Raw genomic sequence first — 21,275 nt, 5'->3', positions numbered from 1 at the left:
GGGCACATCATGACGATCTACGGAATTGGCACGGACGTCGTGCAGGTGAGCCGCGTCGCGGCGGTCATGAGACGCACCAAGGGCCGCTTCGCCGAAAAGGTGCTCGGCCCCGACGAACTGCGCGTCTACCACGCGCGCAATGCGCGTTCGGAAGTGCGCGGTCTCGCGTTTCTCGCGACGCGCTTTTCGGCCAAGGAAGCGTTCTCGAAGGCGATCGGCCTCGGCATGCGCTGGCCGATGACGTGGCGCGCGCTGCAGACGCTCAACGAGCCGAGCGGCAAGCCGATGATCGCGGCCTCCGGCGAACTCGCGCAATGGCTCGAGCAACGCGGCATCACGGCGAAAGTCACGGTCAGCGACGAGCGCGATTACGCGGTGTCGTTCGTGATCGCGGAAGTGGCCGACAGCGCGCCCGGCCAATCCTGAATTCAATCCAACCAAGACTAAAAGCCAATTGAATCCGATGAAACGCACTCTCGGCCCCGTCATGTTCGACGTCGCCGGCACGACGCTCTCCGACGCGGATATCGAACGCATCACGCATCCGATGACGGGCGGCATCATTCTCTTCGCGCGGCATTTCACCGACCGCGCGCAACTCGTCGCGCTGACCGATGCGATCCGCGCGGTGCGCGATGACATCCTGATCGCCGTCGATCACGAAGGTGGCCGCGTGCAGCGTTTTCGCACCGACGGCTTCACCGTGCTGCCCGCGCCGGGCAAGCTCGGCGAGCTGTGGGACAAGGACGTGCTCGCCGCGACGAAGGCGGCGACCGCGTTCGGCTACGTGCTCGCGTCGGAGTTGCGCGCGTGCGGCATCGACATGAGCTTCACGCCGGTGCTCGATCTGAACTACGGACAGTCGAAAGTGGTCGGCGATCGCGCCTTTCACGCCGATCCGCGCGTCGTGACAATGCTCGCGAAGAGCCTGAATCACGGCCTCGCGCTCGCGGGCATGGCGAACTGCGGCAAGCATTTTCCGGGTCATGGTTTCGCCGAAGCCGATTCGCACGTCGCGCTGCCGACCGACGATCGCACGCTCGACGAGATCCTCGCCGCCGATGTGCGCCCGTACGACTGGCTCGGCATGTCGCTGGCGTCGGTGATTCCGGCGCATGTGATTTACACGAAGGTCGACGACAAACCGGCGGGATTCTCGCGCATCTGGCTGCAGGACATCCTGCGCGGCAGGCTCGGCTTCAACGGGGCGATCTTCAGCGACGATCTGTCGATGGAAGCCGCGCGCGCGGGCGGCACGCTCACCGAGGCCGCGACGGCCGCGCTCACGGCGGGCTGCGACATGGCGCTGATCTGCAATCAGCCGGAAGAGGCGGGCAAGGTGCTGGAGCAGTTGCGCTATACGCCGCCGAAGGCGTCGGCGCAGCGTCTCAAGCAGATGCGTCCGCGCGGCAAGGCGCTGCGCTGGAGCAAGCTGCAGGCGCAGGCCGAATATCAGGCGGCGCGCGCGCTCGTCAAAGAGATGCTCGGCTAAACGAAAAACGCCACGGATTCCGTGGCGTTTTTTTATGGCAGGTGAAATCAGGACGATTCCAGCTTCATCCGCTGCAGCTTGTTGTAGAGCGTCTTCGGGCTGATGCCGAGCAGCGTCGCCGCGCGGTGACGCGTGCCACCGACCGCTTCGAGCGTCGCGCGAATCAGCATGTCCTCGACGTCCGCGAGCGCGGTGCCGACCGTCACCTGCACGCTGCTGCCGTTGAGACCGCGACCGCCGAGGCCGCCCGGCTCATCGACGCGCAATGTCTCGATCGTCTCGCCCGACGCGTGATACGCGCGCCGCACGCGCTCACGCAGCTCGCGCACATTGCCGGGCCATTCGGTCGCGATGCACTCGCGGATAAACGCCGGGCTGATACGCTTCGGCGAGCCGCTCGTGATCCCGGCGATGTGATTCTCGCGGTTCAATTCGTCGACGAGCGTTTCGGCGATCAGCGCGATGTCGTCGTCGCGATCGGCGAGCGGCGGCAGCATGATCGACGACGCCGACAGACGCTGAAACAGATCCTCGCGCATCGCGCCGCTCGCGACGGCTTCGCGCATCGGCGTGCGGGACGCGGCGATCAGGCGGAAGTCCGTCATGATTCGATTGCTGCCGCCGACGCGCATGAACGTCTGCGAATCGAGCGCGCGCAGGAGCGCTTCCTGTTGCGCGGCGGGCAGCAGATCGATCTGGTCGAGGAACAGCGTGCCGCCGCCCGCCTGTTCGAGCAGACCCGGCTCGCGGTTCTCGGCGCCCGCGAAGGCGTTGCGCTCATGGCCGAAGAGAATGCTTTCCATCGAGCGCTGCGTGCCGTCGGGCGCCTGGCGGCTCGCGGAACAATCGAACGTGACGAACGGGCCTTTGCGACGGCGGCTCAATTGATGGATCGTGCGCGCCGCGATCTTCTTGCCCGTGCCCGGATCGCCGCAGATCAGCACAGCGGCTTCGGTCGGCGCGGTGTGCTCGATCAGATCGTAGACGTGCTGCATCGCTGCGCTGCGGCCGATCATGTCGCCGAAATGGCCGAGATCGCGCAGCGTCGTTCGCAGCGACTGGACTTCCTCGGTGAGCTCGTACGGCCGCGGAATGCGCGCAAGCAAGCTGCGCAAGCGCGGGATGTTCACGGGCTTCAGCAGATAGTCCCAGATGCCGTGTCGCAAGCCTTCGATCGCGCTTTCCACCGTCGCATTCCCTGTCATCACGATGACCGGCAGCGCGCCATCGGGCGGTTGCGAGGGCAGGCTCGGCAACAAGTCGAGACCGCTGCCGTCCGGCAGATTCAGGTCGATCAGCACGACATCGGGGATGAAGCGGGTCAGCGCGGAGCGCGCCTCGGCGAGCGTCGTCGCGGTATCGACGGAAAAGCCGTCTGCCGTGAGGATCGCGGACAGGCCGGAGAGGCTATTGGGATCGTCTTCGACAATCAGTGCGTGTGGCATGGCGGACCAACGTATCAAAGTGGACTGTAATGCGCCGTTTCCGCGTGGGATCGGGCGTGTCGTGGGCGGAATACCGCGCCGCTTTCCGGCGTTCGGCGCGTACCCCGCTGCGGTTTTTTGTCCTGCGTTACTCGTTCGGCATCGTTGTGCTGCAAGCGCGTCATTGCGGTCTGAGATGCAGTTCGTTGCTGACCGACTGCACGCCCGGGACACTGCGCGCCACGGCCAGCGCTTTCTGAATCTGCACCTCCGAATCTGCGTATCCCGACAACTGCACGACGCCGCGATACGTCGCGACGCTCACCGGCAATGGCTTCAACTGCGGATCGGCGGCGAGCGCGGCTTTCACGCGAGCGGCGAGCGCAGCGTCGTCGGTTGCGATTTCGCCGCCGGTGTTCGCATTCGCCGATGTCGCCGGACTCGACTTGCAGCCGGCGATGAGAGCAAAGGCGGGCAATGCGAGCGCCGCGACGATCAGAAACCTGCTCCGGATGAAAGGCGTGCTTTGCATATCGGCTTGGAAATCTTGATCTGGTGACCGAGCAGAAACCGTGCCAGGCAGTTAATTTTTCCGATGTACGTCGCGCACGCGGGGCCAGCGCGGGCGGCTGGGGGAATCGGCGGTGGAGCGTATCGGGGCGCGACCGGTAAAGTTTGCCTGAAATTGTCAAAAAATTCATGCAAAAGAAAAAGCGCCCGCGATGGGGCGCTTTTTTGGACCGATCGGGCGGTGCGCTGCACCGGCCGTTCGGCTTACGACACAGCGGCGTAAGGCTTACGCGCGGCTGCGATATTCATTCGTGCGGGTGTCGATTTCGATCTTGTCGCCGATGTTGCAGAAGAGCGGCACTTGCAGTTCGAAGCCGGTGTTGAGCTTGGCGGTCTTCAGCACCTTGCCCGACGACGTATCGCCCTTGACGGCCGGTTCCGTGTAGACGATCTCCCGAACCAGCGTGGTCGGCAGTTCGACCGAGATGGCCTTTTCGTTGTAGAACACGACTTCGCACGCCATGCCGTCTTCGAGGTAGTTGAGCGCGTCGCCCATCATTTCGGCTTCGACTTCGAACTGGTTGTAGTCGGCGTCCATGAAGACGTACATCGGATCGGCGAAGTACGAGTACGCCACTTCCTTGCGGTCGAGCACGACGACGTCGAACTTGTCGTCAGCCTTGTAGACGGTTTCCATGCCCGCTGCTGTCAGCAGGTTCTTGAACTTCATCTTCACGACCGCGGCGTTGCGGCCCGACTTGTTGTACTCGGCGCGCTGCACGACCATGGCATCGTTGCCGATCATGACGACGTTGCCGACGCGGAGTTCTTGTGCGGTCTTCATAAAACTGGGTCCTGTACGAATGGATTTGGCTTGAATGCCTGAAATGAATCGATCCGACGGCGGCGGTGCCTCGGTTTTATGCCGCCGCCGTGCGAGTGTTCGGGCTAACGAGGGATCTGCCGCGAACGGCTTGAGCAAATGGCTTGATCTTCGCGGCGCAAAACTGGACGAACTGCGCCTTGCTTCCTCGGATAACCGCTTATTTTAACTGAGTTTTTGCTTGTTTGGCCAGTCGATTGGCGCTCCGGAAACGCGTCAGTGCGAGTTTCATCTGCTGATTCGCGAGGCCACATGCGCGGCGAGATTGCCGGCCAGATCGCCGATGCCCCCGAGTTCCTTCGCCCACTTCACGGCGCGGCGCTCCCATTCTCGCCGATGCGCCCAAAAGTCCGCCCAGTCGGGAACGCCCACGCCATTCCACGCGTGCCAGAAGCGTGCGGCCGCCTCGCGCGCGGACGGATCGAGCGTGCGCGTGTAATGCGCGAGCGCGGCGTCGAGCTTGGGCAGATGGGCGTCGTCGGCTTGCGGGTAGATGTGCCAGACGAAGGGCTTCATCGCCCATTGCGCGCGCACGAACGAATCCTCGCCGCGCACGAAGTTGATGTCGGCGGCCCAGAGCAGCTCGTCGAAACGCGTTTGCTCGACGAAGCCGAGCGCGTGCGCCTCCAGCGCGCCGGCGCGCGCCGTCGTGCCGGCGATGAAGTTCGGCACGTCGAAAAAGCGTGCGACCGCGCCCGAGATGCGGCCTTCGGGAACGAGCAGCACGACGGGCGCATCGCCGTCGCGCCATTGCGCGAGGAGCGCGTCGACCGCCGGATTCTCATATGCGAACAGCGACACGACCGTATGTTCGCCGCCCGGCCGCTCGATCCCGACGCGCTCGCGCCACCACGCGTTCGCCTCGAAGCGCTCGCGGCGCGCGTCGAGATCGCGTTCCTTCAGCACGCCGCCCGTGCCCTTGCCGAGCCCGGGAAAGAAGAAGCTCTTGTCGAGCGGATAGCGCGGATGCGGCGACGGGCGCATGTGGAAATCGGCGACCCAATCCTCGCCGCTCAGATATTCGAGATTGATCCAGACCGGCTTCGGATCGCGGCGTGCCATCGCGGCGATGTACGCATGCGGCAATTCGCACGCGAACGCCTCGATCACGACATCGGCGATGGCAAGCGTGTCGCCCGCATGCGCAGGCTCGCGCCAGTGCTCGATCGCGATGCCCATCGCCTCCTGGCGCGGCAGCGTCGCATCGACGTCGGGGCAGAGCGCGTGAAAGACCGTCAGATCGTCGACGAAAAGACGCACGCGCCAGCCGTGCTCCGCGTGCAACTGCCGCGCGAGACGCCAGCACACGCCGATGTCGCCGAAATTGTCGACGACCGCGCAGAAGATGTCGCAGGCGAGTTCCTGATTGGCGGCAAGCGTAGTCATGAGGACGAAGGCGCGCGGTTTAATGTTCTAAACTGGCGATTCTAAGATAACGCTCCAGGCACGGCTCACCGTCGTGCCGATGCCTTTCGTCCCCTTGCTGCATGACTGACACCGACGCCCTCCAACCGGATTTCGACCCGAAAACGACGCTTGCGCAATTGCCGCATCTGCCCGGCGTGTACCGCTACTACGACGGCGACGGCAACGTGCTCTACGTCGGCAAGGCGCGCAATCTGAAGAAACGCGTGTCGAGCTACTTCACGAAGACGCTGCATTCGCCGCGCATCGCGATGATGGTCACGCGCATCCGCAAGATCGAGACAACCGTCACGCGCTCGGAAGCCGAAGCGCTGCTGCTCGAAAACAATCTGATCAAGGCGCTCGCGCCGCGCTACAACATCCTTTTTCGCGACGACAAGTCGTATCCGTTTCTCAAGCTCACCGGCCACAAGTTTCCGCGCATGGCGTATTACCGCGGCGCGGTCGACAAGAAGAACCAGTATTTCGGCCCGTTTCCGAGCGCGTGGGCGGTGCGCGAGAGCATCCAGATCCTGCAGCGCGTCTTCCAGTTGCGCACCTGCGAGGACTCGGTGTTCAACAACCGCACGCGGCCGTGTTTGCTGCATCAGATCGGGCGCTGCACCGCGCCGTGCACCGGCTTGATCAACGAAGAGGATTACGCGCGCGACGTGTCGAATGCGTCGCGCTTTTTGCTCGGGCGTCAGGGCGAGGTGATGAAGGAGCTCGAGCAGAAGATGCACGCGTTCGCCGCGGATCTCAAGTTCGAACAGGCCGCGGCGGTGCGCAATCAGATGAGCTCGCTGTCGACCGTGCTGCATCAGCAGGCGATCGAAGTCGGTGGCGAGAGCGATGTCGATATCCTCGCGGTCGTCGCGCTCGGGGGCAAGGTGTGCGTGAATCTCGCGATGGTGCGCGGCGGCCGGCATCTGGGCGACAAGGCGTATTTCCCGGCGCACGTCGAAAGCGCGATGGCGCTCGGCGACGAAGACGAGCTTGCGGATGCCAACGAAACGGTAGATGCGCCCACCGAAACGGAAACCGAAACCGAGTCCGAAGAGCCACGCGAAAGCTCGCTGGAATCCGAAGTGCTGGAAGCCTTCATGGCGCAGCATTACATCGGCAATCGCGTGCCGCCGGTGCTCGTCGTGAGTCATGCGCCGTCGAGTCGCGAGCTCGTCGATCTGCTGATCGAGCAGGCGGGGCACAAGGTCACGCTGCTGCGTCAGCCGCAAGGGCAAAAGCGCGCGTGGCTCTCGATGGCCGAGAACAACGCCAAGCTCGCGCTCGCGCGCCTATTGTCGGAACAGGGTTCGCAGCAGGCGCGCACGCGCGCGCTCGCGGACACGCTGTCCATGGAGATGGACGATCTCGCGCAACTGCGCATCGAGTGCTTCGACATCAGCCATACGATGGGCGAGGCGACGCAGGCATCGTGCGTCGTGTATCACCATCACAAGATGCAGTCGGGCGAATACCGGCGCTACAACATCACCGGCATCACGCCGGGCGACGATTACGCCGCGATGCGGCAGGTGCTCACGCGCCGATACGAGAAGATGGTCGCGCAGGCCGCCGCGAACGCCAACGATGAAGCCGCGACCCTGCAACCCGACGACGCCGCCGATCCCAACGTCACGCCCGATGGCGCCGAACCGGTCGCGGCGGGCGGCACGCTGCCGAACATCGTGCTGATCGACGGCGGCAAGGGCCAGGTGGAAATCGCGCGGCAGGTGTTCTCCGAGCTGGGTCTGGATCACGGCATGCTGGTAGGCGTAGCGAAAGGAGAAGGGCGCAAGGTCGGCCTGGAGACGCTCGTGTTCGCCGACGGCCGCGCCGCGCTCGAACTCGGCAAGGAAAGCGCGGCGCTGATGCTCGTCGCGCAGATCCGCGACGAGGCGCACCGCTTCGCCATCACCGGGATGCGCGCGAAGCGGGCAAAGGCGCGCCAGACTTCGCGGCTGGAGGAACTGGAAGGCGTCGGCGCGAAACGGCGTCAGCGGCTCCTGTCGCGTTTTGGCGGATTGCGCGGCGTGCAGGCGGCGAGCGTCGAGGACCTGGCGAGCGTCGAAGGCATTTCGCTCGCGCTCGCGCAGCAGATTTATCGTCAGTTGCATTGAGCCGCAAAGCCGGCCGCGCGGCGCGCCACAGCGGTGCGCCGCCTTGTGAGCGCCGGATCGACGCGGCACAATGGCGGCTTCCTTACATGTCCCTCAACCGCTTTCGCCCATGCCGTTCAATCTACCGATCTTCCTGACGTGGCTGCGAATCGTGCTGATTCCGCTCGTCGTGGGCGTGTTCTATCTGCCGGACATGATGATGAGCCCGGAGCATCGCAACCTGCTCGGCATGGTCATCTTCGTGCTCGCCGCACTCACCGATTGGTTCGACGGCTTTCTCGCGCGCAAGCTCAATCAGACGTCGTCGTTCGGCGCGTTCCTCGATCCCGTTGCCGACAAGCTGATGGTCACCGCCGCGCTGCTCGTGCTCGTGCAACTGTCGCGGCTCAATGCGGTGATCGCGCTCATCATCGTTGGACGCGAAATCACGATTTCCGCGCTGCGCGAATGGATGGCGCAGATCGGCGCATCGAAGAGCGTCGCGGTGAATCAGCTCGGCAAGTTCAAGACCGTGTGCCAGATGGTCGCGATCCCGATGCTGCTGTTCTACGGGCCGCTGAAGATCGCCGGCACGCAATGGATCATCGACACGCGCGTGTGGGGCCTGTGGCTCATCTACGTCGCCGCGTTCCTCACCGTCTGGTCGATGCTCTACTACATGAAGCTCGCGTGGCCGCAGATTCGCGAGCGCGGCGGCATGCTTTGAGGCGGAAAACGCGCTCATTGCAAAAATTGCGTCGAAGCGAAAAAATCCTCTCACAAAACAGTTGACAGCCTTCTTTGGCTTCTACATAATCTCGTTTCTCTGATGCACGACGCGACGCAGCAAGCGAAGCAAGAGCAAAAGAAAGCAGTAAAAGAAAGCAGTAACACGCGGGAGTAGCTCAGTTGGTAGAGCGCAACCTTGCCAAGGTTGAGGTCGCGAGTTCGAGACTCGTCTCCCGCTCCAGATTTTGAAGGTTCTGAGGTCGTCGGCGCTGAATTGGCAAAGCGCAACGCGGCAGCAGTACCGGCAGTAGTTGTATCGCAGGATATTGCGGGAGTAGCTCAGTTGGTAGAGCGCAACCTTGCCAAGGTTGAGGTCGCGAGTTCGAGACTCGTCTCCCGCTCCAGTCAAAGGGGAAGCCAAGCTTCCCTTTTTGTTTGGTGGCTCAGCCGGTCAATTGCCGGTGGCACCAGAACCGCTTGTGGCGCGGTAGCAAAGCGGTTATGCAGCGGCCTGCAAAGCCGTTTAGACCGGTTCGACTCCGGTCCGCGCCTCCACTTGAAAAGCCCTGATCCGTCAGGGCTTTTTCTTTTTCGGAACGCCGGTAGCCACCGATTCTGCGTCCCGTGGCGGCACGGCATAATTGCAACGTTTCTGCCACACCTACTCCAATGACCGACTCACTCTCCCAACTCGAATGGCGCTGGAAGCGCTTCGACGATCTGTCGACGACCGAGGTCTACGACATGCTCGCGGCCCGTAGCGCCGTGTTCGTCGTCGAGCAGAATTGCGTGTATGGCGATATCGACGGCCTCGATGTCGACGCGTGGCATCTTCTCGCATATGGCGAAGGCGAGAAGCGCCCGGCGCTCGCGGGTTATCTGCGCGTGCTGTTGCCGGGTCATCCGGACGAGGGCGAGAAGGACGTGCGCATCGGCCGCGTGCTGACGACCGCGAAGTTTCGCGGCCTGAAGCTCGGCAACGCGATGCTCGAACGCGCGCTCGAGCAGATCCTGAAGCAATGGCCCGATCAGCCGGTCAGCCTTCACGCACAGGCGCACTTGCAGCGCTTCTACGGCGCGTTCGGCTTCGTGCCGTCGTCGGGTGTGCATGACGAAGACGGCATTCCGCACGTCTGGATGCGCCGTCCCGGTTTTCCTTCATGACGCGCTGACGTTGACGGGCGCCGCGATCGCGACGCTGCGTTCCTTGATGAGCCGCGAGCGCGCCGACAGCCGCAGCCAGTGACGCAGCGCAATCAGCGCGCCGATCACGCTCATCATCGATCCGGGAATCCACAGCAACAGGCCGCCGATCTGCTGATCGCGCATCGGCGTGATCCAGGTGAACGCGCGGCCGCAAATCGAATAGATCGGATACAGCTCGTGCGGCGTGAAGAAGATGTACGCGCCGAGAATGATCTGCGGCGGAATCGCGGCGATCACGACGAGAATCCGTCTGCCGGGCGCGAGGCGCGCGGGCGGCGCGGGCCGCGGGTCGAGAATGAGCCACCAGAACAACAGACCGTCGATCACCATGCTCCAGTTCATTACGCGATAGAGCCGGTAATCGAGCATCGCCTTGAAGTGGATCGGCGACAGCAGCCAGAAATAGATCAGCCCGACGAACAGCGCGACGGCGATCACGGGATTGAACACGACATCGCAAAAGACGCGCGCAATGCGCGTTTGCGCGGCCGGACGCAACCAGCGCTGCCGCCATCCGAACGGAATGCCCGCACGCAGCGCCGCGCCCGGATACGACAGCGCGATCAGAAACGGACCGAGATGATGCAGCACGAGATGCTGCAATCGATGCATGAAGAATTCGTGCTCGAAGAAGTAATCGAGCCGCGTGTGCAGCGCCACGTAAAGCGCGACGAGGCCGAACCAGAACGCGATGCGCCGCGACACCGACACGCGCGCATGCCGCGCCCCGCGCGCGAACAGAATCCCCGCGACAAGCACCGCGATCACGACCGTCGGCGACGGCTCCCACGGATCGAGCCAGTAAAGCAGCGTGCTCATCGTCAGGCGTCCTTTGCGTGGATCACGCGCTTCAGATCGGCCGCGATGGCGTCGATCGAATCGTGATCGGTCGCGAGCAGGCGCGCGTGACCGGCGGCATCGAAGATATAGACGGCCGAACTGTGCGTGACTTCATACGCGCCGTCCGGATCGCGCTTTTCCATCTGATACGCGACGCGATAACGCTGCGCGACTTTCTCGATCGCGCGATCCGTGCCGGTCAGGCCGACCGCGTGTTTGTCGTCGAAGGCGCGCACGTAGGAGCGCAAAAGCGCGGGCGTGTCGCGCGCCGGGTCGACCGAAACGAAGACGATGCGCGTCTCGTCCGCATCCGGCCCAACGCGTTGCAGCACTTGCATCAGGCGCGCCATCGTTTCCGGGCAGACATCGGGGCAATGCGTGTAGCCGAAGTAGACGAGCGTCGTCCTCCCGGCGAAGGATCGTCCGGTGACGCTCGCGCCGCCATCGTCGATGAGCGAGAAGTCGAGATCCGGCAGATGGCCCGATACATCCGTCAGATGCCACGGCTCGGCGGGCTTCGAACAGGCGGCGAGGGCGCACAGCGAGAGAAGGGCGACGAGACGCCGCGCGGGGAATTCGAGGAACGAAGCGTGCATCGGGAATGGCGTTGCAGGATGATTCGATTTGAACTTCGTCGCAAAATACACGCCTTTCGCGCGTCTCCAGCGCATCATGTCGCTATCGGACTATTTTTGAGACGATTTGCCGCATGGTTCAAGCGCGCTGAAAGGCCGCACGTCGAAAGCTGAAAGTTCGGAGCTTTCTGAATTGAAAGCCTTCGCGCGGTAAGATTCGCACGCATTGCGTCGTCCAAAACGGACCGCGCGCCACATCACAGGCAAACCACAGGCCAAAGATCGATGCAAATTCTTCCCGATTCCCTGTCTCTTGCCGAGACCGCCTTTTTCTTCGATTTCGACGGCACGCTCGTCGAACTCGCCTCGACGCCCGATGGCATCTTCGTGCCGCGCTCGGTGCCCGACATCCTCGCCGCGTTGAGACGCGCGACCAACGGCGCGGTCGCGGTCGTATCGGGGCGCGGCATCGACAATATCGATTCGTTCCTGCAGATGGACGATCTGCCCGTCGCGGGCATGCACGGCGCGGAACGGCGCGATTCGAACGGCGATGTGCAGCGCATCGGCTTCAACGACGAGCGGCTCCTGCGCATGGAGCACGCGCTCGAGAAAGTCGTCAGCGCGAATCCGGGCATGCTGCTCGAAATCAAGGGCGCGGCGCTCGCGCTGCATTACCGCAATGCGCCCGACCGCGAGCCGGCGGCGCGCGCGGCGACGCAAAAGCTCGTCGCGGAATATGCCGATGCCTACGTGCTGCAGCCGGGCAAGATGGTCTACGAGATCAAGCCGAAGGACGTCGACAAGGGCCGCGCGGTGCGCGCGTACATGGGCGAGCCGCCGTTCACGGGGCGCAAGCCGGTGTTTATCGGCGACGATCTCACCGATGAAAAAGGTTTCGCGGTCGTGAACGAGTTCGATGGCCTGTCGATCAAGGTCGGCCCCGGCGATACGGTTGCGCGCGCGCGCATCGAATCGGTCGAGTTGCTGCTCGACTGGCTGCAAGTAATCGCGGGCACGGCGGGGAAGCACGCGTGAGCCGGCTGATCATCGTTTCGAATCGCGTCGCGCCGATTTCCGAAGGCGGGCCCGCGGCGGGCGGGCTTGCGGTCGGCGTCTACGACGCGCTCAAGGAAACCGGCGGCATGTGGTTCGGCTGGAGCGGGGACGTGCTCACGTCCGCACCTGAAGACATCAAGCTCGAAGAGCACGGACCGGTGACGTTCGCGACCATCGGACTCGTGCGGCGCGATTACGACCAGTACTATCGCGGCTTCTCGAATGCGACGCTCTGGCCCGCGTTTCACTATCGGCCGGACCTGATCGAGTTCGACCGGCACGAATACGACGGCTATTGCCGCGTGAATCGCTGGCTTGCGGCGCAGCTCGCGCCGCTGCTCAAGCCCGACGACGTGATCTGGGTGCACGACTATCACCTGATTCCGTTCGCGCAGGCGCTGCGCGCATTGGGCGTGAAGAATCGCATCGGCTTCTTTCTGCACATTCCGTTTCCGGCGTCGCAGATTCTGTTGAGCGTGCCGCGTCATCGCGAACTGGTCGAAGCGCTGTGCGCGTTCGATTTGCTCGGTTTTCAGACGGAGCCGGACCTGCGCGCGTTCTGCGATTACATCGAAACAGAAGCGGGCGGCGCGTTGCAGCGCGACGGCGCGAAGCCGGTCGCGATTCGCGCGTTCGGTCAGACGCTGCGTGCGGCGGCGTATCCGATCGGCGTCTATCCGGATGAAATCGCCGCGCTCGCGAAAGACGGCGAGCGCGGACGCGACGTGGAAATCGTCAAGTCGACGCTGCATCATCGCAAGCTCGTGATGAGCGTCGATCGTCTCGATTATTCGAAAGGGCTCGTCGAGCGTTTTCGCGCGTTCGAGCGGCTGATCGAACACGATCCGCAGCAGCGCAACAACGTGTCGTTCCTGCAGATCGCGCCGCCGACCCGCTCCGATGTCGATGCCTATCGCGACATCCGCTTGCAGCTCGAAGCGGAATCGGGCCGCATCAACGGCCGATACGCCGAACTCGACTGGACGCCGATTCGCTATATCCATCGTCAGTACGAGCGGCCGGTGCTCGCCGCGCTGTTCCGCGAGGCGCACGTGGGTCTCGTCACGCCGTTGCGCGACGGCATGAATCTCGTCGCGAAGGAATATGTGTCGGCGCAGAATCCGGACGATCCCGGCGTGCTCGTGCTGTCGCAATTCGCGGGCGCGGCGCGCGAGCTGACGGCCGCGCTCATCGTCAATCCGCTCGATATCGATGGCATGGCCGATGCACTCGCCATGGCGCTCAGCATGCCTTTGAACGAGCGAAAAGCGCGCTACGAAGAGATGATGGCGCAATTGCGCGACAACAACGTCTCGGTGTGGCGCGACAACTTTCTGCGCGACCTCAAGACGTGAAAAAGGCCGCGTTCCTTTGGAAACGCGGCCTTTTTGCTTGATGACGCTTACGCCGGCTGCTTGTGCGGCGTCGCGACGATCGACGGCACCTTGCCGTGCTGCTTCGCCAGCAACTCGCGATACAGCCCCGGCCGCTCGCGCAATTCTTGCGGCGGGCCGTCGTCGATGACCTTGCCCGCGCTCATCACGATGATGCGGTCGAAATTCTGCAGCGTCGACAGACGGTGCGCGATCGCGATCACGGTGCGGCCGACCATCAGCCGGTCGAGCGCCTGCTGAATCGCTTCTTCCGATGCGCTGTCGAGCGCCGACGTCGCTTCGTCGAGCAGCAGAATCGGCGCGTTCTTCAGAATCGCGCGCGCGATCGCGATGCGCTGACGTTGACCGCCCGACAGCTTCACGCCGCGGTCGCCGACGATCGTGTCGAATCCTTCCGGCATCGCCTCGATGAAGTCCGTGCAGCGCGCCTCGCGGGCGGCGGCGAGCACTTCCTCGCGGCTCGCATCCGGACGTCCGTACGCGATGTTCTCGAACACGGTGCGATGGAACAGCGAAATATCCTGCGGCACGAGCGCGATCGCGTGGCGCAGGCTGTCCTGCGTGATCGCGCTGATATCCTGGCCGTCGATCTTGATGCTGCCCTTTTGCGGCTCGTAGAAGCGTTGCAGCAGCGCGAGCACGGTCGATTTGCCCGCGCCCGACTTGCCGATCAGCCCGACGCGCTGGCCCGGCTCGATATGCAGATAAAAATTGTCGAGAATCGGACGGCGGCGCGGATAGGCGAACGTCACGCCCTCGAAATCGACGCGCCCGCCTTGCGGCACGAGTTCCGTCGCGTCCGAGCGGTCCGGCATGCCGTGCGGCTCCAGCAGCGTCTGCACGGCTTCGGCGAGACGCGCGACGTGTTGCGTCACATCGACGAGCGCCACGGCCAAGTCGCGCGTGCCGTGCAGGATCGTGAAACCGAGCGAGCTGACGAGCACGATATCGCCCGACGTCGCGCGGCCTTGCGACCACAGCCACAGCGCCCAGCCGAGCAGGCCTGCGGAAAGGATCGCCGTGACGACCGCGTGGAACAGGCGCAGCTTTTCGAGGTACAGCAGACTCTGCTGACGCGCGACCATTTCGGCCTTGACGGTCGAGCCGAAACGCTTCTGCTCGCGGAACGTCATGCCGAACGCGCGCACGAGCGCCATGTTGCCGATCACGTCGACGAGCTCGCCATCCACCGACGCCGCCTTCGACGCGAAACTGTGATGCCGCGCCGAGCCGCGCTTCGCGAGCCGGTACAGGATCAGCGCGAGGATCAGCGATGCGGTCATGAGACCGGCCGCCATCAGCGGATTGACGGAGACGATCATCACGATCGCGCCCAGCACCGCGATGCACGGCGGCAGGACGTTCCACGCCATCACGTTCTCGGAGGTGTAGATCGCGTTCGACGTCGCCGTGATCCGGCTCGCGAGCATGCCTGGCTGCTTCTCGGAGAAGTACGTCGGCGAGTGGCCGGACAGATACGAGAAGAGGTCCTTGCGCAAGTCGCCGGTAACGATCACGAAGACGTGCGCGCCGACCCAGCCGCCGACCCGCCACAGCAGGTTGTCGGCGGCGATCAGCCCGACCAGGATCATGAACGCGCCCCACAGCGGGCCGGGATGCCCGCGGCCTTGTCCGAGGACGTCGATCAGATGCTTGATCGCGTACTGCGAGGCGAGGGCGCAACCGACCGCGGCGAACACGCTGAAGAGCACGATGGCATGCGCGACGGGGTGACGGCGGATGTAGCGCATCAGGAACGCGAGCGGCCGATGCGCGTAGCTCGAAAGCTTCGCGTTGTGCGCGTTACGCTGGGAAACGGTGAGTTGGTCCAATGGTCTTTTTTGGTCGTAGAGCGGTTGAGCGTGTGTTGCGCCTTCGGGCAGTGCCATGCGCGGTGCGAGATGCGACTGCCGGCATGCGATGCGTCGCCCGATCCGGCGCGACTGACGTCAAGCGAGGCGACGCTGCGCCGTCTCCATCACTGAATTGTAGCCAGTATCGCGCTGCGGCATCGCGACTTCGGGCATGTGACGCTCGGCGCGTGTGGCCATCCGAACATCATCCACGGCAAAAATCGGGCGTCGCCTCAGCCTTTCGGCCGCCGAGCGCGGCTGACGGCATGGGCGCGCATTGTAAGCACATTGCACGACTTTTTGCGATGGAACGCTCGTCTGAAGGATCTGCGCCAATCGCGCCAGCGAACACAAAAGCACGTGTCGCGCCCGATAACGCAGCCGGTGCCGCAATCCGGCCTACGCGGCGGGTCAGACGGCGCGGAGTGCGTGCTGCCGCCCGGGCATCGTCAGAGCCCGTGCTCAAATGTAGAACAACCTTAATAAACAGTGGTTTGCAAAGTGTATCCCCCTTGTAACAAGGTAAATAAGTTGAAATGACTGCCGGCGCCGCTCTGGAAAAAACTCCATAATCCGATCCGGGTTTGCCCTTAGGCCATCGACAGGTTTTTGCAAGTTCGCGTCAACCGCCGCAGCAGATACGCGTTAATTGCTGGCGCGCGGCGATTTTGAGATATGGAACCGCAATTGCTAGATCGAATCGCCTGCGCGACGAACCGGTGATCAGCGACCCCGCTTTTTCACTCGAGCATCAGCCTTTGCGCCGCGGCCGCCGCGCCGCGGAAAGCTTCGCCCGAGCCGAGCGATTCGCTTTCCAACGTCAACATGACAGCAGTACTTGCCTGATTCTTTATTAGGAGTTTCACGACATGCGAATCGCTCAAATCGCGCCCCTCCACGAGGCTGTTCCGCCGAAGCTGTATGGCGGCACGGAACGCGTGGTGTCTTATCTGACCGAGGCACTCGTGGATGCTGGACACGACGTCACGCTCTTCGCGAGCGGCGATTCGCAGACGTCCGCGAAGCTCGAGGCGTTCTGGCCGCAGGCGCTGCGCCTCGACCCGACGATCCGCGACACGATGGCGCCGCATATGCTGCTGCTCGAAGAAGTCCGCCGCCGCGCCGACGAGTTCGACGTGCTGCATTTCCACATCGACTATTACCCGTTCTCGCTGTTCGCGCGCCAGCCGGTGCCGTTCCTGACGACGATGCACGGCCGTCTCGATCTGCCCGAACTGCAGCCGATCTTCAACACGTTCAACGACGTGCCGGTCATCTCGATCTCGGACAACCAGCGTCAGCCGCTGCCGCAGGCGCACTGGCTCTCGACGGTGTATCACGGTCTGCCGGAAAACCTGTTGAAGCCGATCCCGAACGTCAAGCCCGGCTATCTCGCGTTCCTCGGCCGCATCTCGCCGGAAAAGCGCGTCGACCGCGCGATCCGCATCGCGCAGGCGGCGGGCATGAAGATCAAGATCGCGGCGAAGCTCGACAAGGCCGACCGCGCCTACTACGAAGAAGAGATCAAGCCGCTCTTCGCGCTGCCGCACGTCGAGTACATCGGCGAAATCAGCGAAGCGGAGAAGACCGAGTTCCTCGGCAACGCCCACGCGCTGCTGTTCCCGATCGACTGGCCGGAGCCCTTCGGCCTCGTGATGATCGAAGCAATGGCCTGCGGTACGCCGGTGATCGCGTTCAACCGCGGCTCGGTGCCGGAAGTGATCGAGAACGGCGTGTCGGGCTTCGTCGTCGAAGATGAACTTTCGGCGATCGCCGCCGTGAAGCGCCTGGATCAACTGCCCCGCGAAAAGGTTCGCGCCGCGTTCGAGCAGCGTTTCTCGTCGAAGGTCATGGCCGCGAACTACGTCAACGTGTATGAAGAACTGCTGCGCCAGAAGCGCCGCACGGTTCTGCGCGAAGTCAACGCGGGCTAAGCAAGTCTTGCCGCTTCGCCGCGGCATGAGTTGAAAAACGACGCCCCGCGTGCCTCAAGGCACGCGGGGCGTTGTCGTAATAGCACATTCAGGCATGCCTTTCGCGCGACAGACCACGCTGCGGATGTGAAACCTCTGACGACATCCGTAATCTCCCTATAATGACCGGGCTTCGTGATGCGCGGAGCGGCATGCATCGCACGTGGACAGGAGCGTTTCTTTTGGCGAGACCCAAGCAAATCAGCGCGAACCCGGCGCCGGGCGCCGGCACTGTGTTCGCATTGCGCGCCATCGGGCTGGTGCTCGCGGCGCGCTGGGCGTTCTCGATGTCCGAGATGGGCTATCTATCCTCGCTGCGCGCGATGACGTCGTCGCCGTGGGCGTGCGTGAACATCGTCCTGATCTTTCTTCTGATCGTGCTGCCGGGCGCGAAGGCGCGCACGGAGCGGCCGCTGCATCCGCTGCCGCAATGGCTGCGGCAGGCGTTGCGCTTCATTGCGCTGCTCGCTTTCGGCTTCGCGATGTTTTCCGTCGGCGCGTTCGTCTGGAGTTCCGGATGGCGGCGCTTCACGCAGGCGCTCGCCGAGACCAACGGCTGGCTGCTCGTCGGGCCGGCGCTTTATGCCATCGTCATGTGGATCTGCCGTCCGCGCGCGCTCTGGCGCACGAATATCGCGGCGCGGCGCTTCGCGATCGGGCGCTATGCGCTCTCGCTCGATCCCGTCACGCGTACCGCCGTCGTATGGGCGGAAAGCCGCAAGCTCGGCCAGTACGACGCGCGCGAGCTGTCGGTGAAATGGCCGGAGCCGGCGGAGACGTCGCCGTCGACGAGCATGCTCGCGCCGGCGACCGAGCCCGCCGCGCCTGCTATCCGCGCGAGCGGGGAAGTGCGGCACGGCCTGTTCGCGCGCCGGCCGAAAGTCGAATTGTTGTGGGACTCGCCGGCCGCGGCCGGGCACAATCGCACCACCGTATTCCGCGCGCCGCTCGCGAGCGAAGGCGACCGCAACGCGGCGCGCGCGCTCGATGCGACGCTGCGTCAGATCTGATTTAGCCGAAATTGCCGTACACGTCGTTCCTGTCTCTTCAGGGAGGAAAGGATGCTGATACGTTGGTTGCTGGCCGCGCTTCATCTTCTTGCTTTCGGTTTCGCGCTCGGCTCGGTGCTCGCGCGCGCCCGCGCGTTGCGGCGTCTCGATCCCGCGGAATCCATTCAGGCGAACGAACTGCGCCTGCGTGACGTCTTTCGTTCGGATTCCGTGTGGGGCGTCACGGCGATCGTGCTGATCGTCACGGGCGTGACGCGCGCGTTCGGCGGATTCGAAAAGGGCGGCGCGTTCTATCTGCACGAGCCGCTTTTCCATCTGAAGATGACGGCGCTCGTCGTGATTTTGCTGATCGAAGTCTCACCGATGCTCGCGCTGATCCGCTGGCGCATCGCGCTCGCGCAGGGCGGGCCGATCGATCTCACGCGGGCGCGACGCTTCGCATGGCTGAGCGATCTCGAAGCCGGACTCGTCATGTTGATGGTGATCGCCGCGAGCGGCATGGCGCGCGGCGTGTGGGCGTCGTGATGCCCGTTTCACCGGCTGAAAATGAAAAAGGCCCAAGTCGTGAGACTTGAGCCTTTTGATCTTCGGTGCTTGTCTTTACCAACACCAGAATTCTGGTGGGTAGTACTGGGATCGAACCAGTGACCCCTGCCGTGTGAAGGCAGTGCTCTACCGCTGAGCTAACCACCCGAAGAGAGACGAGATTATGTCAGGCGTTTTTGATTTCGTCTAGTGCTTCGTTAAGCAAATTCGAAAAAATTACGCAGGAACGGCTTCTCCTTCCGCGGGAGCCGGTTCCGTGCGCCAGACGCTCGTGCCTTTCATCGCCTTGTCGAGATCGCTCAGCAGGGCTTCGTGCGCGGCGAGTTCGTCGGCGCTCGCGGCGATCACCGGCAGATCGAGATCGTCGAACGCGATGCGCGACGTCGAAACCGAGCCCGACGCGGGCTGATCGCCGAGCATGTCGATGACGAGGCTTTCCTGGCCGCGCGTCATCGCGAGATAGACCTCGGCGAGCAGCTCCGAGTCGAGCAGCGCGCCATGCAGCGTGCGATGCGCGTTGCTGATGCCGAAACGATCGCACAGCGCATCCAGCGAGTTGCGCTTGCCGGGGAACATCTGCTTGGCTTGCGCGAGCGAGTCGATCACGCCCGCGCACGTCTCGGCGATTTTCGGCAGCCCGAGCAGCGCGAATTCCATATCGAGAAAGCCGACGTCGAAGGGCGCGTTGTGGATGATCAACTCCGCGCCCGCGATGAAGTCGCGAAGTTGCGCGGCGATCTCCGCGAACTTCGGCTTGTCGCTCAGGAATTCGGTGGTGAGGCCGTGCACGGCGAGCGCGCCGGGATCGCTGTCGCGCTCCGGGTTCACGTAGAGGTGCAGGTTGTTGCCCGTCAGCCGGCGGTTGACCAGCTCGACGCAGCCGATTTCGATGATCCGGTCGCCCGTCCTCGCGTTCAGGCCGGTGGTTTCGGTGTCCAGTATCAGTTGGCGCATAAGTTGGCGTGCGTTTCGTTCAGTTGTCCGCAAGCGATGTCACGCCGCGATTGGCGAGCGCATCGGCGCGTTCGTTTTCGGGATGTCCGGCGTGGCCCTTGACCCAGCGCCATTCGATCTCATGCCGCGCGACGAGTTCGTCGAGGCGCTTCCAGAGATCGGCGTTCTTGACGGGCGTTTTCGCGGCCGTCATCCAGTTCTTTTTCTTCCAGCCGTGAATCCATTCGCTGATGCCTTTCTGCACGTATTGCGAATCGGTGTGGATGATCGCGTGACACGGACGTTTCAACGCCTCGAGCGCGGAGATCACGGCCATCAGTTCCATGCGGTTGTTGGTGGTCGCGGCTTCGCCGCCGAACAGCTCCTTCTCCAGCGAGCCGAAACGCAGCAGCGCGCCCCAGCCGCCGGGTCCCGGATTGCCTTTGCAGGCGCCGTCCGTGTAGATGTCGATTACCTTGTTCGATGCGGATTCTTGAGTCATCAATGCTCTTTGCGAGTCTCGTTGCGCGTGTGCGGAGCGGCGACCGGAGCGAGGCCAGGCGCGAGCGCGGGTTTTTTGAGCTTGCGCGGACCGATGACGCGCATGCCGCGCACGCGTTTGACCGCCGTGATCATGTACGCCGCGCCGAAGATGGGCCACCAGCGATCGCCGGCGGCTTCCATGAATTGATAGCGTTGCAGCCATTTATCCGTGACAAGCGGCGGACGATAGCAGCCGAAGCGCCCGCGTTCAAGGTCGAATCCGAGCAGCTTGATCCAGTCCTTGATGCGCGTGAACGCGATCATCTCGTGCGCCGATGGCACGAACGGCCGTCCCGCGACCTTGCCGAGCGACTGCCGCGCGCCCCACAAACTCAGCGAATTGAAGCCGAGGATGATCAACTGGCCTTCGGGCACCAGCACGCGCTCGGCTTCGCGCAGCAGGCGGTGCGGATCGGGCGAGAATTCGAGTGTGTGCGGCAGCACGAGCAAATCGACGCTCTGCGCTTCGAAAGGCAGGTCGAGCAGATCGCACCACACGGTGCTGCGGCCGTCGGGCGCGCTCGCCGCGGGAAGCGCGCTCACGCCGGGCGTCGTCGCGCGCGGCGGCGTGTACGGTGCGCTCGATGCGCTTTCGGCGTCGAGCACGAGCGCGCGCCCGGTCATGCGATTTTCGCGCAGCGCGTCGAGCTGCGGCATGCCGAGCTGCAGCGCGTGATAGCCGAAGATGTCGCACACGACGTGATCGAGCTGCGCCTGCTCCCATTCGAGCACGTAGCGCCCGGGCGCCGAGCTCGTCCAGGTGGGCCAGTCTATAATCGATCGGTCAGACATGTTCGGATTG

General features: G+C 63.7%; 20 protein-coding genes and 4 tRNA genes. 13 read left to right on the top strand and 11 right to left on the bottom strand.

Annotation, left to right across the window (positions count from 1 at the left end; translation table 11 throughout):
- The first annotated feature begins 9 nt into the window (after positions 1-9).
- Complete coding sequence (gene acpS, locus QCE49_RS09215) at positions 10-426, top strand: holo-ACP synthase (protein ID WP_250458316.1); 417 nt, start codon at positions 10-12, stop codon at positions 424-426.
- A gap of 37 nt (positions 427-463) precedes the next feature.
- Entirely contained in the window at positions 464-1,492 is a 1,029-nt protein-coding gene (gene nagZ, locus QCE49_RS09210) for a beta-N-acetylhexosaminidase (protein ID WP_250458317.1), read from the top strand.
- A gap of 47 nt (positions 1,493-1,539) precedes the next feature.
- Here nagZ and QCE49_RS09205 read toward each other — a convergent pair whose 3' ends face one another.
- The 4 genes from QCE49_RS09205 to earP all read right to left on the bottom strand — a co-directional run bounded on the left by QCE49_RS09205 (position 1,540) and on the right by earP (position 5,695).
- On the bottom strand, positions 1,540-2,937 hold the full coding sequence (locus QCE49_RS09205; protein ID WP_008342079.1) for a sigma-54 dependent transcriptional regulator: 1,398 nt from the start codon (positions 2,935-2,937) through the stop codon (positions 1,540-1,542).
- A gap of 160 nt (positions 2,938-3,097) precedes the next feature.
- A complete protein-coding gene (locus tag QCE49_RS09200; protein WP_008342078.1) occupies positions 3,098-3,448 on the bottom strand; it encodes a BON domain-containing protein in 351 nt (116 codons plus the stop codon).
- A 264-nt stretch (positions 3,449-3,712) separates the two neighbouring features.
- The gene (gene efp, locus QCE49_RS09195) at positions 3,713-4,270 is read right to left on the bottom strand and encodes an elongation factor P (protein WP_250458318.1); all 558 of its coding nucleotides are present in this window, start codon (positions 4,268-4,270) and stop codon (positions 3,713-3,715) included.
- Between the two features lie 267 nt (positions 4,271-4,537).
- Positions 4,538-5,695 (bottom strand): elongation factor P maturation arginine rhamnosyltransferase EarP, encoded by a 1,158-nt coding sequence (gene earP, locus QCE49_RS09190; protein WP_250458319.1) that lies wholly within the window; start codon positions 5,693-5,695, stop codon positions 4,538-4,540.
- Between the two features lie 101 nt (positions 5,696-5,796).
- Here earP and uvrC point away from each other — a divergent pair, with 101 nt between their 5' ends.
- The 6 genes from uvrC to QCE49_RS09160 all read left to right on the top strand — a co-directional run bounded on the left by uvrC (position 5,797) and on the right by QCE49_RS09160 (position 9,705).
- On the top strand, positions 5,797-7,833 hold the full coding sequence (gene uvrC, locus QCE49_RS09185; RefSeq protein WP_008342073.1) for an excinuclease ABC subunit UvrC: 2,037 nt from the start codon (positions 5,797-5,799) through the stop codon (positions 7,831-7,833).
- 109 nt (positions 7,834-7,942) lie between these two features.
- Positions 7,943-8,539, top strand: a complete 597-nt coding sequence (pgsA, locus tag QCE49_RS09180; protein ID WP_008342071.1) for a CDP-diacylglycerol--glycerol-3-phosphate 3-phosphatidyltransferase — start codon at positions 7,943-7,945, stop codon at positions 8,537-8,539.
- A gap of 167 nt (positions 8,540-8,706) precedes the next feature.
- A tRNA-Gly gene (locus QCE49_RS09175) sits at positions 8,707-8,782 on the top strand.
- 87 nt (positions 8,783-8,869) lie between these two features.
- A tRNA-Gly gene (locus QCE49_RS09170) sits at positions 8,870-8,945 on the top strand.
- Between the two features lie 77 nt (positions 8,946-9,022).
- Positions 9,023-9,096: transfer RNA gene (locus QCE49_RS09165), tRNA-Cys, on the top strand.
- A gap of 114 nt (positions 9,097-9,210) precedes the next feature.
- Complete coding sequence (locus QCE49_RS09160; RefSeq protein WP_008342069.1) at positions 9,211-9,705, top strand: GNAT family N-acetyltransferase; 495 nt, start codon at positions 9,211-9,213, stop codon at positions 9,703-9,705.
- Here the strand turns inward: QCE49_RS09160 and QCE49_RS09155 are convergent.
- Complete coding sequence (locus QCE49_RS09155) at positions 9,700-10,566, bottom strand: cytochrome c oxidase assembly protein (RefSeq protein ID WP_250434951.1); 867 nt, start codon at positions 10,564-10,566, stop codon at positions 9,700-9,702. The two genes, QCE49_RS09160 and QCE49_RS09155, sit on opposite strands and share 6 nt — an antisense overlap.
- 2 nt (positions 10,567-10,568) lie before the next feature.
- Complete coding sequence (locus tag QCE49_RS09150) at positions 10,569-11,183, bottom strand: SCO family protein (protein ID WP_250458320.1); 615 nt, start codon at positions 11,181-11,183, stop codon at positions 10,569-10,571.
- 264 nt (positions 11,184-11,447) lie between these two features.
- Between QCE49_RS09150 and otsB the strand changes: the two genes are divergently transcribed.
- Positions 11,448-12,200 (top strand): trehalose-phosphatase, encoded by a 753-nt coding sequence (otsB, locus tag QCE49_RS09145; protein ID WP_008342064.1) that lies wholly within the window; start codon positions 11,448-11,450, stop codon positions 12,198-12,200.
- The gene (gene otsA, locus QCE49_RS09140; protein WP_250458321.1) at positions 12,197-13,576 is read left to right on the top strand and encodes an alpha,alpha-trehalose-phosphate synthase (UDP-forming); all 1,380 of its coding nucleotides are present in this window, start codon (positions 12,197-12,199) and stop codon (positions 13,574-13,576) included. The genes otsB and otsA overlap by 4 nt, the downstream gene beginning before the upstream one ends.
- Positions 13,577-13,623: 47 nt before the next feature.
- On the opposite strand, the gene QCE49_RS09135 is transcribed toward otsA, so the two are convergent.
- Entirely contained in the window at positions 13,624-15,504 is a 1,881-nt protein-coding gene (locus QCE49_RS09135) for an ABC transporter ATP-binding protein (protein ID WP_235366332.1), read from the bottom strand.
- An 833-nt stretch (positions 15,505-16,337) separates the two neighbouring features.
- Here QCE49_RS09135 and QCE49_RS09130 point away from each other — a divergent pair.
- The 3 genes from QCE49_RS09130 (at position 16,338) to QCE49_RS09120 (ending at position 18,976) form a co-directional block, all read left to right on the top strand.
- On the top strand, positions 16,338-17,402 hold the full coding sequence (locus QCE49_RS09130; RefSeq protein ID WP_250458322.1) for a glycosyltransferase family 4 protein: 1,065 nt from the start codon (positions 16,338-16,340) through the stop codon (positions 17,400-17,402).
- A gap of 221 nt (positions 17,403-17,623) precedes the next feature.
- The gene (locus QCE49_RS09125; RefSeq protein ID WP_175980374.1) at positions 17,624-18,451 is read left to right on the top strand and encodes a hypothetical protein; all 828 of its coding nucleotides are present in this window, start codon (positions 17,624-17,626) and stop codon (positions 18,449-18,451) included.
- A 51-nt stretch (positions 18,452-18,502) separates the two neighbouring features.
- The gene (locus QCE49_RS09120; RefSeq protein ID WP_034473512.1) at positions 18,503-18,976 is read left to right on the top strand and encodes a DUF2214 family protein; all 474 of its coding nucleotides are present in this window, start codon (positions 18,503-18,505) and stop codon (positions 18,974-18,976) included.
- A 93-nt stretch (positions 18,977-19,069) separates the two neighbouring features.
- Here the strand turns inward: QCE49_RS09120 and QCE49_RS09115 are convergent.
- From QCE49_RS09115 to QCE49_RS09100, 4 genes are all read right to left on the bottom strand, one after another.
- A tRNA-Val gene (locus QCE49_RS09115) sits at positions 19,070-19,144 on the bottom strand.
- 69 nt (positions 19,145-19,213) lie between these two features.
- On the bottom strand, positions 19,214-19,951 hold the full coding sequence (gene dnaQ, locus QCE49_RS09110) for a DNA polymerase III subunit epsilon (protein ID WP_008342055.1): 738 nt from the start codon (positions 19,949-19,951) through the stop codon (positions 19,214-19,216).
- Positions 19,952-19,970: 19 nt separating this feature from the next.
- The gene (gene rnhA / locus QCE49_RS09105) at positions 19,971-20,432 is read right to left on the bottom strand and encodes a ribonuclease HI (protein ID WP_008342054.1); all 462 of its coding nucleotides are present in this window, start codon (positions 20,430-20,432) and stop codon (positions 19,971-19,973) included.
- Positions 20,432-21,265, bottom strand: coding sequence for a class I SAM-dependent methyltransferase (locus tag QCE49_RS09100; RefSeq protein ID WP_250458323.1), 834 nt, complete (start codon positions 21,263-21,265; stop codon positions 20,432-20,434). Before QCE49_RS09100 ends, rnhA begins: the two co-directional genes overlap by 1 nt.
- Between the last annotated feature and the right edge of the window lie 10 nt (positions 21,266-21,275).

Origin of the sequence: Caballeronia sp. LZ008, from assembly GCF_031451435.1 — a bacterium.
GTDB lineage: Bacteria > Pseudomonadota > Gammaproteobacteria > Burkholderiales > Burkholderiaceae > Caballeronia > Caballeronia zhejiangensis.
The sequence above is the reverse complement of the archived record's forward strand: the minus strand, read 5'-3'. Positions and strand labels throughout refer to the sequence as shown.